Raw genomic sequence first — 14,187 nt, 5'->3', positions numbered from 1 at the left:
TAGCGTTGTGACACCTTTGCAAACCGCGGGAGCTCGGAGCACCGGGCTGAGAGGGCGCTGACGAAGAGCTGCGCCGACCGCTGAACCTGTTACCGGGTAATGCCGGCGTAGGGAGTGGGTCTCATGACCATGCAGGATGCACGCGTGCCCGAAAACGGCACCAGGACCATCGGCTGGCACAAGGGCTACGTGACCGGGTCCCGCCCGGACATCAGCGTCCCCGTCCGCCGAGTGCACCTGACCAACGGCCAGGACGTGACGCTGTACGACACGTCCGGCCCGTACACCGACCCGAACATCACCACCGACGTCCGCCGGGGCCTGCCGCCGCTCCGGGAGAGCTGGATCATCGCGCGCGGCGACACCGAGGAGTACCCCGGCCGGCCGGTCCGGCCCGAGGACGACGGCCTCCGGCACACCTCGCCGCGGGGTGGCCTGCGCAACCTCGACGCGGTCTTCCCCGGCCGCCCGCGCCTTCCCCGGCGCGGGCGCGGCGGGGGAGGTGCCGTCACCCAGCTCGCGTACGCCCGGCGGGGCGAGATCACCCCGGAGATGGAGTACGTCGCGATCCGCGAGAACGTCCTGCCCGAGGTCGTACGCGAGGAGATCGCCGCCGGGCGGGCCGTCCTCCCGGCCAACGTCAACCATCCCGAGATCGAGCCGATGATCATCGGCAAGCGGTTCCTGGTGAAGGTCAACGCCAACATCGGCAACTCGGCCGTCACCTCCTCCATCGAGGAGGAGGTGGACAAGATGACCTGGGCCACCCGTTGGGGCGCCGACACCGTCATGGACCTCTCCACCGGCCGCAACATCCACACCACGCGCGAGTGGGTGCTGCGCAACTCCCCCGTCCCCATCGGCACCGTCCCGCTCTACCAGGCGCTGGAGAAGGTCGACGGCAGGGCGGAGGAGCTGACCTGGGAGATGTACAAGGACACCGTCATCGAACAGGCCGAGCAGGGCGTCGACTACATGACCGTCCACGCCGGCGTGCTGCTGCGCTACGTGCCCCTGACCGCCCGTCGCAAGACCGGCATCGTCTCGCGGGGCGGCTCCATCATGGCCGCGTGGTGTCTGGCCCACCACAAGGAGAGCTTCCTCTACGAGAACTTCGAGGAACTCTGCGAGATCCTCGCCGCCTACGACGTCACGTACTCGCTCGGCGACGGCCTGCGCCCCGGCTCGATCGCCGACTCCAACGACGAGGCCCAGTTCGCGGAGCTGCGCACGCTGGGCGAGCTGAACACCGTCGCCAAGCGGCACGGCGTACAGACCATGATCGAGGGCCCGGGCCATGTCCCGATGCACAAGATCAAGGAGAACATCGACCTCCAGCAGGAGATCTGCGAGGAGGCGCCGTTCTACACCCTCGGCCCGCTGACCACCGACATCGCGCCCGCCTACGACCACATCACCTCGGGCATCGGCGCCGCGATGATCGCCTGGTGGGGCACGGCGATGCTCTGCTACGTCACCCCCAAGGAGCACCTGGGGCTGCCGGACCGTGACGACGTGAAGACCGGCGTCATCACGTACCGGATCGCGGCTCATGCCGCGGATCTGGCCAAGGGCCACCCGGGCGCGCAGGAATGGGACGACGCGCTGTCCGACGCCCGCTTCGAGTTCCGCTGGGAGGACCAGTTCAACCTGGCCCTCGACCCGGACACGGCCCGTGCCTTCCACGACGAGACGCTGCCCGCCGAGCCGGCGAAGACGGCGCACTTCTGCTCGATGTGCGGGCCCAGGTTCTGCAGCATGAGGATCAGCCAGGACATCCGGCGCGAGCACGGCGGCGATCCGGCGTCCTCCGACGGCCTCGACCCGGAGAAGGGCATGCGCCTGAAGTCCGAGGAGTTCGCCGCCTCCGGCAACCGGGTGTACCTGCCGATCGCCGACTGACCGGCCCGGCCCGGCCCGGTCACCGCGTCGGACAGGTGCCTAGTCCGGCTTGTTGTCCGGGCCGCCGAAGTCGGGGCTGGTGAAGTCGGGGCTGCTGAAACGCCGTCCCGGCCCCGGGGACTCCTCGGGGCCGGGACTGGTGAAGTCCGGCCGGGAGTACCCGAGCCGGGGCATCCGGGAGCCGCCGCCGCTGCCGCTGTCGTACGAGGAGGGGGCCGGGGCGGTGGCACGGGGGGCGGCGGCGGCCTTGGTGAGGGCCTCGGCGAGGAAGGGGAGCAGCCCGCGGTCGAGCAGGGCGTCACGCCAGACGGCGCGGGCGTAGGCGACCTCGGGCGGGAGCTCGTCGGGGCTGTCGTGGAGCGCGGTGGAGCCGTTGCGCAGCGCGGTGAGCAGCAGCCCGACCATGCCGATGACGACCCCGCAGGCCGCGACGGCGGCGAAGAGCCAGCCGATGTTGATCAGGGGCTGGGCGATGGCGGGCACCGGGTGGCCGATGCGCAGGGCGTAACCGGCGAGCAGGAAGATGACGGCGGCCGCGCCGGCCAGCATCGGCGTCAGAACGGCGGCGATGGCCAGGAACCCGGCCCCGGAGCCCCCGGGGTCGGTGACCGGGCCGGCGGCGGCCATGTATCCGATGCCGGTGCCGGGGGAGGCGGCCGCACCGACCGTGCCGAGCCGCGCCCGCTGCCGTTCCTCGGTGGCCTCACGCACCTGGTCGCGGATCCTGCGGTACTCCTGGTACTCGGGCGCGGCGCAGGCCGCGATGGGCTCGGCGGCACCGAGCGCCATGGTGCGCAGCTGCTCGGTGTTGAGCGGGTTGCCGCCCTCGCCCAGGGCGGCCTGGGTCTCGGCGGAGTGCAGCGCCTCGTCGAGGGCGCGCTCGAACTCCGCGCGGTCCTCGTTGAGCAGATACTGAGCGCTGTTCATGTGCATCCCCCGATGCTCCGTCTCCAGCGCCTCTCTCCGGAGCCCGGTCGGAAGCGGAAGAGAGCGTGCCTACGGATATTCCCGATGGTAGAGCGAGGAGGTGACAGCGTGACAGAGAGTTTGCGGAAAATGGCTGCTTAGGCCAGAAGTGGCAATTGCGCGACGAGCAGTTTGCCTTCCATGGTCACTCCGCCGTCCATCGCGACCGCAAGTTCGTCCGCGTACACATGCGGTCCCTCGATCACCGGTTGCGGCCGTTCCTCGCCGTCGCCCGCGTTCTCCCCGCCGGCCTCCCCGAGCAGGTACGGGATGGGGCTGTGGCCGTGCACGACCCGCTGTCCGCCGTAGGTGTCGAGCAGTTCGCGGGCGGCCTGCGGGCCGCCCTCGCCGCGGAAGGCGAAGCGCTTGGTGAACTTGCGGAACAGTTCCCAGCATTCGTCGGCGTCGCCGCGCTGGAGCACACCGGTGACGGCGTCGTTCATCGCGTCGATGGTGGAGCCGTACTCCAGGTACGCGGTCGTGTCGGAGTGCAGCAGCAGATGGCCGTCGGCCAGGGTGGCCGCGTCGAGCCGCGACATCCAGGCGACGTGGTGGTCCTGGAGCCGTTCCATGTCGGTGGTCTGGCCGCCGTTGAGCCGCCAGGCGGCGAGGAAGGAGGCGGTGCCGCCCACCGAGTGGACCGGCGTGTCGCCGAAGCGGTGGGCGCCCAGCAGCAGCAGTTCGTGGTTGCCCATGAGTGCCTTGCAGTAGCCGCCGGCCGCCGCCGCCTCGGCCGAGAGCTGCATGACCAGCTCGATGACGCCGATCCCGTCCGGGCCGCGGTCGGTGAAGTCGCCCAGGAACCACAGCCGGGCGGTGCCGGCCGCCCAGTGACCCTCGGTGTCGATCAGCCCGGTCGCGTGCAGCGCGTCGCGCAGCTCGCCCAGGTAGCCGTGGACGTCGCCGACCACGTACAGCGGTCCGGGAGTGGTGTCCCGGGGCGCGCTGATCACCGGTAGGTCGCGCTGGGTCGGGGTGTACTCCGGTGGGTACTCCTCGTGCGTTCCGTACGCCCCCGGCACGGGGGCGTCACCCGCCGCGGGGTACTCCCCCGCCGTGGGTGCGGGGACCAGCCGCATGTCGATCCGCGTCGGCTCGTAGCCGGTGGGCGTGCTGCCCTCCGGGCTCCAGCCGCCGGCCGTCCCTTGTACGGGTCCGTGACCGACCCCCTGAGTCATCGACCCCTCCACCTTCGCGCCGCCATCCGCCCATCATAGGAATGACGATGTCGCAGCGTGACACACCTGGCTACCAGGATTTCGGCGGGTGCCGACAAATCGTCACGCGCCGGGCGTTATTCCTCCGGACTGCGGGGCGGGCTGACCTTGGTGCGGGGCGGACGGCGCTGCGAGGAGGTGCGGACGATGAGGTCGGTGGGCATGACCTGCTGCACCGGACCGCTCGGAGCGGAGCCCTCGATGGCGTCGATGAGCAGTTGCACGACGGCGGTGCCGATCCGGCCGGGCTTGAGCGACAGGGTGGTGATCGGCGGCTCGGTCGTCGCGTAGACGCTGCTCTCGCTGCAGCAGACCAGCAGCAGGTCGTCCGGCACCCGCAGCCCGTATCGGCGGGCGGCTGCCAGCAGATCGGTGCCGTTGGGGTCGAAGAGCCCGTAGACGGCGTCCGGGCGGTCGGGGCGGGCGAGGAGGCGGTCGGCGGCGACGGCGCCCGCGCACGGGTCGTGGGCGGGGTAGGCCTCGTAGACCGGCTCCTGGCCGACGCGCCCGCACCAGTCGAGGTACGCGGTGGTGGACAGCCGGGTGTACGTGTCCGTGCTGGTGCCGGTGAGCAGCCCGATCCGGCGGGCGCCGGCGGCGGCCAGGTGGTCCAGGATGTCCAGGACGGCGGCCTCGTGGTCGTTGTCCACCCAGGCGTGCACCGGGAGGTTCCCCGCCGGGCGGCCGTCGCTGACCACCGGCACGCCCTGGCGCACCAGGTCGGTGACGACGGGGTCGTGGTCGGAGGGGTCGATGACGACCGTGCCGTCCAGCGCGACGTTGCTCCACACGTCGTGCCGCGACGACGCCGGCAGGATCACCAGGGCGTAGCCGCGGGCGAGCGCGGCCGAGGTCGCGGCCCGTGCCATCTCGGCGAAGTACGCGAACTCGGTGAAGGTGAAGGGTTCTTCCCCGTAGGTGGTCACGGTCAGGCCGATCAGGCCCGACCTCCCGGTGCGCAGTGTGCGGGCCGCCGCGGACGGGCGGTAGCCCAGCCGGTCGGCGACCTCGCGCACATGGCGGCGGGTGGCATCGGGCAGTCGGCCCTTGCCGTTGAGCGCGTCGGAGACAGTCGTGATCGAGACACCGGCCGCGGCGGCCACATCCCTGATGCCCGCCCGCTCCAGCCGGCGTCCGATCGGCCGGCTCGCCTGGTGGTTCCCTGCTGCTGTCATGGCGAGCCGATAGTAGGGCTCGGGTGGTCCTTTAGCGGGGCGTCACGGAGGCGGCTTGACAGATACGTTTCTGCATGGCTGAGGCAGGTCCAGGGCCTTATATTCACAGCCACCCACAGGATGTGAGGGTGCTTACGGGTGCCCGCAGGGTGATCTCCCGCCGCAAGCATGATATTTCGAAGACGTATCAACTCACCTGTACGAGGGATGCGCGCCAGGGGTCGCGCCACCGGCGCACGGTCGCGTGCCCGGCCCTCCCCGACTTCGCGCGCGCCCTCGTATGGTGTGGGCATGAACCCTCGCCTGCGCCCGGAACTGGACGGTATCCCCACCTACAAGCCGGGGCGCCCGCCGGCCGTGGCGGACGGGGTGACCGCCTACAAGCTGTCCTCCAACGAGAACCCGTACCCCCCGCTGCCGGGCGTGCTGGAAGCAGCGGTCGCCGCCGCCCGGTCCTTCAACCGCTACCCGGACATGGCCTGTACCGCCCTGCACGCCGAGCTGGCCGCCCGCTTCGCGGTGCCGGTCGAGCACATCGCGACGGGCACCGGCTCGGTCGGGGTCGCCCAGCAGCTCATCCAGGCGACCGCCGGGCCCGGCGACGAGGTGATCTACGCCTGGCGGTCCTTCGAGGCGTACCCGATCATCACGCAGATCAGCGGCGCCGCGTCGGTCCGGGTCCCGCTGGACGCCGCGGAGACGCACGACCTGGACGCGATGGCCGCCGCGATCACCGACCGCACCCGTCTGATCTTCGTCTGCAACCCCAACAACCCCACCGGCACCATCGTCCGCCGTGCCGCGCTGGAGCGCTTCCTCGACCGGGTGCCCTCGGACGTCCTGGTCGTCCTGGACGAGGCCTACGTCGAGTTCGTCCGCGCCGGCGGCAACGAGGGCGGGGCGGAGGGGTTCCCCGACGGCGTCTCGCTCTACCGCGACCGCCCCAACGTGGCCGTGCTGCGCACCTTCTCCAAGGCGTACGGACTGGCCGGGCTGCGCGTCGGCTTCGCCATCGCCCATGAGCCGGTGGCGGCGGCGCTGCGCAAGACCGCCGTGCCCTTCGGCGTGAGCCAGCTCGCGCAGGACGCGGCCGTCGCCTCGCTGCGCGCCGAGGCGGCGCTGCTGGAGCGGGTCGACGCGCTGGCCGCCGAGCGGACCCGGGTCCACGAGGGGCTCGCCGCGCAGGGCTGGACACTGCCCGAGGCGCAGGCCAACTTCGTCTGGCTGAGGCTGGGGGAGCGGACCGCCGACTTCGCCGCCGCGTGCGAGCGGGCCGGCGTGACGGTGCGGCCCTTCGCGGGCGAGGGCCTGCGGATCACCATCGGCGAGCCGGAGGCGAACGACGTGCTGCTGCGCACGGCGGAGGCCTTCCGCAAGGAGCTGTAGCTGTAGCGCCTGCGGCGGATCCGCCGACCGCGCCGACCGCGCCGACCGCGCCGACCGCGCCGACCGCGCCAACCGTGCCAACCGTGCCAACCGTGCCAACCGCGTCGACCGCGTCGGCCGATCCACCGCGTCGGCCGAACCGCCGTGCCGGCCGAACCGCCGTGCCGACCACCCACGTCAACCGACCTGCCTGGTAAAGAGGCCGGTCAGCCCTGGTTGCTCACCCGTTCGGCCCTCCTCACCCCCGGTGCGGAGGGCCGAAACTATGTGCGGCATACTGTCCTTGTGAATGCGTTCACTTTCACAAGCGCACCTGAAGCACCGCTCGGTAAGGAGGCGTGACGTGCAGCTCGCGCTGGACTCGGTCATCGTCGCGCGATGGCAATTCGGCATCACCACCGTCTACCATTTCCTCTTCATTCCACTGACGATCTCGCTCGCCGCGCTGACCGCCGGTCTGCAGACGGCCTGGGTGCGCAGCGGCAACGAGAAGTACCTCAGGGCGACCAAGTTCTGGGGCAAGCTGTTCCTGATCAACATCGCCATGGGTGTCGTCACCGGGATCGTCCAGGAGTTCCAGTTCGGTATGAACTGGTCGGACTACTCGCGCTTCGTCGGAGACGTCTTCGGCGCCCCGCTCGCCTTCGAGGCGCTGATCGCCTTCTTCTTCGAGTCCACCTTCATCGGACTGTGGATCTTCGGCTGGGACAAGCTGCCCCAGCGCATCCACCTCGCCTGCATCTGGGTGGTGTCCATCGGCACCATCCTGTCCGCGTACTTCATCCTGGCCGCCAACTCCTGGATGCAGCACCCGGTGGGCTACACCTACAACAAGGCCACCGGCCGCGCCGAACTCACCGACTTCTGGGCCGTGCTGAGCCAGAACACCACCCTGGTCGTGGTCTTCCACACACTCACCGCCGCCTTCCTGACCGGCGCCGCCTTCATGATCGGCATCGCGGCCTACCACCTCGCCCGCCGCAAGCACGTCGAGGTGATGCGGACCTCGCTGCGGCTGGCCCTGGTCACCGCCGTCGTCGCCGGAATGCTCACCGCGGTCAGCGGGGACCTGCTGGGCAAGGTGATGTTCAAGCAGCAGCCGATGAAGATGGCCGCCGCCGAGGCCCTGTGGGACGGCGAGTCCCCAGCACCCTTCTCGATCTTCGCCTACGGGGACGTGGACAAGGGCCACAACACCGTCGCCATCGAGGTCCCCGGACTGCTCTCCTTCCTCGCGAAGGACGACTTCACCTCGTACGTCCCCGGCATCAACGACGTCAACAAGGCCGAGCAGGCCGCGTACGGACCCGGCGACTACCGGCCCAACATCCCCACCGCCTACTGGGGTTTCCGGTGGATGATCGGCTTCGGCATGACGTCCTTCGCGGTCGGCCTGGCCGGCCTCTGGCTCACCCGCCGCAAGGTCTGGCTCGCGCCGGAGCACCGCACCGGCGACGACGAGCCACCGCATCTGATGCTCACCAGGAACAAGCAACTCGGCCCGGTGCTCTCGGCCTGGTACTGGCGGATCGGCCTGCTCACCATGGGCTTCCCGCTGATCGCCAACTCCTGGGGCTGGATCTTCACCGAGACCGGCCGCCAGCCCTGGGCCGTCTACGGCCTGCTCAAGACCGAGGACGCGGTGTCGCCGACCGTCTCGACCGGTGAGGTCCTCACCTCGCTCATCGTCTTCACCGCGCTGTACGGGATCCTCGCCGTCGTCGAGGTCAAGCTCCTGCTCAAGTACGCCAAGGCCGGGCCGCCCGAGCTGACCGAGGCGGACCTCAACCCGCCCACCAGGATCGGTGGCGACGACTCCGACGCCGACCGCCCGATGGCCTTCTCGTACTGAACCCGTACCGAGCACGAAGGGAGCTGACCGACGATGCACCTCCACCTCCATGACGTCTGGTTCGTCCTCATCGCCGTTCTGTGGACCGGCTACTTCTTCCTCGAAGGCTTCGACTTCGGGATCGGCATCCTCACCAAGGCCCTGGCCCGCGACCGCGCCGAGCGGCGGGTGCTGATCAACACCATCGGCCCGGTGTGGGACGGCAACGAGGTCTGGCTGCTCACCGCCGGCGGTGCGACCTTCGCCGCCTTCCCCGAGTGGTACGCCACCCTCTTCTCCGGTTTCTATCTGCCGCTGCTGCTCATCCTGGTCTGCCTCATCGTGCGCGGGGTCGCCTTCGAGTACCGCGCCAAGCGGCCGGAGGAACAGTGGCAGCGGAGGTGGGAGACCGCGATCTTCTGGACCTCGCTCCTCCCGGCCGTCCTGTGGGGCGTGGCCTTCGCCAACATCGTGCACGGCGTCAAGATCGACAAGGCGGGGAACTACGTCGGCGGTTTCTGGGACCTGATCAACGTCTACTCGGTCCTCGGCGGCCTGGTGACCCTGACCCTGTTCACCTTCCACGGCGCGGTCTTCGCCTCGCTCAAGACGCTCGGCGACATCCGTGAGCGGGCCCGCCGCTTCGCCACCGGCGCCGGGGCGGCGGCCGCCGTGTGCGCGCTGGCCTTCCTGGCCTGGACCCAGGCCGACGGTGGCGGCACCGGGAGCCTGGTGGCCGCGATCGTCGCCGTCGTGGCGCTGCTGGCGGCGCTCGGGGCCAACCTGCGGGGGCGCGAGGGCTGGTCGTTCAGCTTCTCCGGGATCACGATCGTGGCCGTGGTCGCGGTGCTCTTTCTGACCCTGTTCCCGGACGTCATGCCGTCCTCGCTGAACGACGCCTGGAGCCTGACGGTCACCAACGCGTCCTCGACGCCGTACACGCTGCGGATCATGACCTGGTGCGCGGGCATCGCGACCCCGATCGTCCTGCTCTACCAGAGCTGGACCTACTGGGTCTTCCGCAAGCGCATCGGCACCCAGCACATCGCCGACGCCGCCACGCACTGAGAGGTGTGTTTCACGTGAAACCGGTCGACCCCCGGCTGCTGCGCCACGCCCGCGCCTCCCGCGCGTTCGTCGCGGGCTCGGTGCTCCTCGGACTCGCCGGGGCGGGGCTGGTCATCGCCCAGGCCATGCTCATCGCCGAGATCGTCGTCGGGGGCTTCCAGGACGGCCTCGACGCCGCCGGGCTGCGCACCCCGCTGCTGCTGCTCGCCGCCGTCGCGGCCGGCCGGGCGGCCGTCGCCTGGCTCACCGAACTGTGCGCCCACCGGGCCTCCGCGACCGTCAAGTCCCAGCTGCGCGGGCGGCTGCTGGCGCGGGCCACCGAGCTGGGGCCCTCCTGGCTCACCACGCAGCGCTCCGGTGAGCTCACCACCCTCGCCACGCGCGGCGTCGACGCCCTCGACGACTACTTCTCGCGGTACCTGCCGCAGCTCGGTCTCGCCGTCGTCGTCCCGGTCGCGGTGCTGGCCCGGATCGTCACCGAGGACTGGATCTCCGCCGCGACGATCGCGGTCACCCTGCCGCTCATCCCCGCCTTCATGGTGCTCATCGGCTGGGCCACCCAGAGCCGCATGGACCGCCAGTGGAAGCTGCTGAGCCGGCTGTCCGGGCACTTCCTCGACGTCGTGGCCGGCCTTCCCACGCTCAAGGTCTTCGGCCGTGCCAAGGCCCAGGCCGAATCCATCCGGGCCATCACCGGTGACTACCGGCGGGCGACACTGCGCACGCTGCGCATCGCCTTCATCTCCTCCTTCGCGCTGGAGCTGCTGTCCACACTGTCCGTCGCGCTGGTCGCCGTCGGCATCGGCATGCGGCTCGTCAACGGTCGACTCGACCTGTACACGGGGCTGGTGATCCTGGTCCTCGCCCCCGAGGCGTATCTGCCGCTGCGGCAGGTCGGCACGCACTACCACGCGGCGGCGGAAGGGCTGGCCGCCGCCGAGGAGGTCTTCGCCGTCCTGGAGACCGCGCCGCCCGTGCGCGGCACCCTGCCGGCGCCCGACCCGCGCACGGTCAACGTCACCCTCGACGGTCTGGCGGTGGCGGGCCGGCTGCCCGAGACCTCGCTGACCCTCTCCCCCGGGGAGACGGTCGCCCTGACCGGGCCCAGCGGCGTCGGCAAGACCACACTGCTCAACACGCTGCTCGGCTTCACCCGGCCGACCTCCGGCCGGGTCCTCGTGGACGGCCACGACCTGGCCGCGTACGACCTCGCGGGCTGGCACCGGCACATCGCCTGGGTCCCCCAGCACCCCCACCTCTTCCCCGGCACCGTCGCCGACAACGTCCGCCTGGCCCGCCCCGGCGCCACGGACGCCGAGGTGCGCGCCGCGCTGACCGAGGCCGGCGCCCCCGACCTCGACCCCGCCACCGGGCTGGGCGAGTCCGGCGCCGGGCTCTCGGCCGGCCAGCGGCAACGCATCGCCCTGGCCCGGGCCTTCCTCGCCGACCGGCCACTGCTGCTGCTGGACGAGCCCACGGCGAACCTCGACGGTGACACGGAGGCGGCCGTGGTGGCCGCCGTCGCCCGGCTCGCGGTGGGCCGTACGGTGCTGATGGTGGTGCACCGGCCCGCGCTGCTGGCCGTCGCCGACCGCACCGTCCGGCTGGGCGTCTCCCCGTCCGCCCAGGAACCCCGGCCCGTGGACGCGGCCCGGCCGCCCGTCGCTCCCCCGGCCGCCGACGTCCTCGACACCACCGCCGACCCCGGTGCGGCCGCCGCCGCCCTCGCGGCCGGGCATCCGGCGACGGACCGTACCGCCCTGCGGCGGGTCCGCCGCACAGCGGCCCCCGAGGGCCCCCGATTCGCGCTGGCCCTCGCCCTGGGAGCGCTGGCGCTGCTCTGTGCCACCGGGCTGATGGCGACCTCCGGCTGGCTGATCTCCCGTGCCTCGCAGCAGCCGCCGGTCCTGTATCTCATGGTCGCCGTCACCGCGACCCGGGCGTTCGGCATCGGACGCGCCGCGTTCAGGTATGCCGAGCGGCTCACCGCCCACGACGCGGTCTTCCGGGCCCTGGCCGGGCTCCGGGTGGCCGTCTACCGCCGCCTGGAACGCCTCGCGCCGGCCGGGCTGCGCGGGACGAGCCGGGGGGATCTGCTGTCCCGGCTGGTCGCGGACGTGGACAGCCTCCAGGACTACTTCCTGCGGTGGCTGCTGCCCGCCGCCACCGCCGCCACCGCCGCCGTTGTCACCGTCGGCTTCACCGCCTGGCTGCTCCCCGGGGCGGGGGCGGCCCTCGCGGTCGGGCTGCTGGCCGCCGGAGCCGGGGTGCCCGCGCTCGCGGTGGCCGTGGCGCGTCGCGCGGAGCGCCGTATCGCCCCCGCCCGGGGCGAGCTGGCGACGCGCACCCTGGGCCTGCTCACCGGCAGCGCCGAGGTGACGGTCGCGGGAGCGATGCCCGCCCGGATCGAGGCGGCCACCAGGGCCGACTGCGCCCTCACCGCCGCCGCCGCCCGCTCGGCCGCCGGGACGGCCCTGGGCGCCGGGCTGTCCGCGCTGGTCACCGGTATGACGGTGGTGGTCTGCGCCTTCGCCGGGGTACAGGCGGTCGCGGCGGGCCGGTTGCAGGGCGTGGCGCTGGCGGTGGTCGTCCTCACTCCGCTCGCCGCGTTCGAGGCGGTCGCGGGTATGCCGTCGGCCGCCCAGCACCGGCAGCGCAGCCGCCGGGCGGCGGGCCGGGTGTACGAGATCCTCGACGCGCCGCTGCCGGTCGGCGAACCGGACCGTCCGGCGCCGGCGCCGCAGTCGCCCTTCCCCCTCGCCGTACGCGGTCTGACGGCCCGGTACCCCGGGCAGGCCCGGCCGGCGCTCGACGGCGTCGACCTGGACCTCGCCCCCGGCCGCCGGGTCGCCGTCGTGGGCCCCTCCGGTTCGGGCAAGACGACGCTGGCGCAGGTGCTGCTCCGCTTCCTCGACCGCGAGAGCGGCACCTACACCCTGGCCGGCCAGGACGCGGCCGCCCTCGACGGCGACGCCGTACGCCGGCTGGTCGGGCTCTGCGCCCAGGACGCACACATGTTCGACAGTACGGTCCGGGAGAACCTCCGGCTGGCCCGGCCCGGAGCCCCCGACGCCGATCTGCGCCACGCGCTGGCCGCGGCCCGCCTGGGCCTCGACCTCGATGTGGCCGTCGGCGAGCACGGCGCCCGGCTGTCCGGCGGACAGCGGCAGCGCCTCGCCCTGGCCCGCGCCCTGCTCGCCGACTTCCCCGTCCTCGTCCTGGACGAGCCCGCCGAGCATCTCGACCTGCCCACCGCCGACGCCCTCACGGCCGACCTGCTGGCCGCCACCGCCGGCCGGACGACGCTGCTCATCACCCACCGCCTCCACGGCCTGGCGGCGGTCGACGAGATCGTGGTGCTCGCGCACGGCCGGGTCGTCCAGCGCGGTACGTACCAGGAGCTGGCCGCGGCCGACGGCCCGTTCCGCCGGACGCTGGACGTGGAGCGCGCCGCCGATCTGCTGGCCGTCTGACCGCTGCCCCGGGCCGTACGCTCGGCGCCATGGCAGAACGCCTCGCCAGGCTGCTGGATGCCGTGGGCTCGGTCGGCCACGCCCTGCTCACCGACGACGCGGACTCCGCCCTGGACACCGTCGCGGCCGAGGCCCGCCGGCTCGCCGGAGCCGACGCCGGACTGGTGCTGCTGCCCACCGGCGAGGGCGGCCTGGAGGTCGTCGCGGCCTCCGCCGACCGGCCGCAGGGCCTGGTAGGTACCCTCGTAGAGCCGGACAGCCCGGTCGTGGCGCAGCTGCTGGCGGGAGTGCCGGTGTTCGTCGACGACTCGGCGACCGACCCCAGGATGACCACGGCCATCGCACCCCGCTTCGGCCCCACCATGATGCTGCCGCTGCGCAGCGGCAGCCGCGTCATGGGCACCCTCGTCCTGCCCCGCCTGCGCGGCGGGCCCTGCTACACCGAGGAGGAGCGCTTCTTCGCCACCTGGTTCGCCGCGCAGGCCACCCTCGCGCTGCTCCTGGCCGACGCGCAGCGCGGCCGTGAGCGGCTCGCGGTCTACGAGGAACGCGACCGTATCGCCCGTGACCTGCACGACCTCGTCATCCAGCGGCTCTTCGCCACCGGTCTGATGCTGCAGGGCGCCCGGCGCCGTGCCGAGGACCCGACCGCCGGTGCCGAGGTACGAGACGGCATCGGCCGCGCCGTGGACGAGTTGGACGCCACCATCCAGGAGGTGCGCACCGCGATCTTCGCCCTCCAGCAGAGCCCCACCGAGGCCCCCTCCGGCCTGCGCACCCGCGTACTGCGCGAGGTCAGCACGGTCGCCGTGCCGCTGGGCTTCCAGCCCTCCGTACGGTTCGTGGGGGCCGTCGAGGCGCGGGTCGGCGAGCTGGGCGCGAAGAACCTCGTGGCCGCGCTGCGCGAGACGCTGTCCAACGCCCTCCGGCACGCCGAGGCCTCCCGTATCGACGTGGTCATCGACGCCACCGCGGTCCTCGACGACGGCACCGCCGCCGTCCGGCTCCTGGTCTCCGACGACGGCGTCGGCATCCCCGCGGGCGGCCGCCGCAGCGGCCTCAGCAACCTGGCCCGCCGCGCCGAGTCCCTGGGCGGCACCGCCACCTACGGGCCCCGCCCGGACGGCCTGGGCACGGCGGTCGTGTGGGAGGTCCCGCTCTAGCGAGTG

General features: G+C 72.3%; 8 protein-coding genes and 1 pseudogene. 6 read left to right on the top strand and 3 right to left on the bottom strand.

The window, feature by feature from the left end; genetic code table 11:
• Window positions 1-123: 123 nt before the first annotated feature.
• Window positions 124-1,902 carry a phosphomethylpyrimidine synthase ThiC gene (thiC, locus tag RWE79_RS19615; RefSeq protein WP_475941371.1) on the top strand — a complete coding sequence of 593 codons (1,779 nt, stop codon included), beginning with the start codon at window positions 124-126 and terminating at the stop codon, window positions 1,900-1,902.
• A gap of 39 nt (window positions 1,903-1,941) precedes the next feature.
• Here thiC and RWE79_RS19610 read toward each other — a convergent pair whose 3' ends face one another.
• The 3 genes from RWE79_RS19610 to RWE79_RS19600 all read right to left on the bottom strand — a co-directional run bounded on the left by RWE79_RS19610 (window position 1,942) and on the right by RWE79_RS19600 (window position 5,260).
• Window positions 1,942-2,829 carry a hypothetical protein gene (locus tag RWE79_RS19610; protein WP_475941370.1) on the bottom strand — a complete coding sequence of 296 codons (888 nt, stop codon included), beginning with the start codon at window positions 2,827-2,829 and terminating at the stop codon, window positions 1,942-1,944.
• A 137-nt stretch (window positions 2,830-2,966) separates the two neighbouring features.
• The gene (locus RWE79_RS19605) at window positions 2,967-4,046 is read right to left on the bottom strand and encodes a metallophosphoesterase (RefSeq protein ID WP_475941369.1); all 1,080 of its coding nucleotides are present in this window, start codon (window positions 4,044-4,046) and stop codon (window positions 2,967-2,969) included.
• 116 nt (window positions 4,047-4,162) lie between these two features.
• Window positions 4,163-5,260: a LacI family DNA-binding transcriptional regulator gene (locus RWE79_RS19600; protein ID WP_475941368.1), complete on the bottom strand. Its 1,098-nt coding sequence runs from the start codon at window positions 5,258-5,260 to the stop codon at window positions 4,163-4,165.
• Between the two features lie 291 nt (window positions 5,261-5,551).
• Here RWE79_RS19600 and hisC point away from each other — a divergent pair, with 291 nt between their 5' ends.
• From hisC to RWE79_RS19575, 5 genes and pseudogenes are all read left to right on the top strand, one after another.
• Window positions 5,552-6,646, top strand: coding sequence for a histidinol-phosphate transaminase (gene hisC / locus RWE79_RS19595; RefSeq protein ID WP_475941367.1), 1,095 nt, complete (start codon window positions 5,552-5,554; stop codon window positions 6,644-6,646).
• Window positions 6,647-6,935: 289 nt separating this feature from the next.
• Window positions 6,936-8,498, top strand: coding sequence for a cytochrome ubiquinol oxidase subunit I (locus RWE79_RS19590; RefSeq protein ID WP_475941366.1), 1,563 nt, complete (start codon window positions 6,936-6,938; stop codon window positions 8,496-8,498).
• Between the two features lie 33 nt (window positions 8,499-8,531).
• Entirely contained in the window at window positions 8,532-9,545 is a 1,014-nt protein-coding gene (cydB, locus tag RWE79_RS19585) for a cytochrome d ubiquinol oxidase subunit II (RefSeq protein ID WP_475941365.1), read from the top strand.
• A gap of 14 nt (window positions 9,546-9,559) precedes the next feature.
• The gene (gene cydD, locus RWE79_RS19580; protein WP_475941364.1) at window positions 9,560-13,018 is read left to right on the top strand and encodes a thiol reductant ABC exporter subunit CydD; all 3,459 of its coding nucleotides are present in this window, start codon (window positions 9,560-9,562) and stop codon (window positions 13,016-13,018) included.
• A gap of 71 nt (window positions 13,019-13,089) precedes the next feature.
• A pseudogene (locus RWE79_RS19575) lies at window positions 13,090-14,181 on the top strand (GAF domain-containing sensor histidine kinase); the annotation flags it as partial.
• Between the last annotated feature and the right edge of the window lie 6 nt (window positions 14,182-14,187).

Source organism: Streptomyces sp. RLA131 (genome assembly GCF_056270125.1).
The sequence above is the reverse complement of the archived record's forward strand: the minus strand, read 5'-3'. Positions and strand labels throughout refer to the sequence as shown.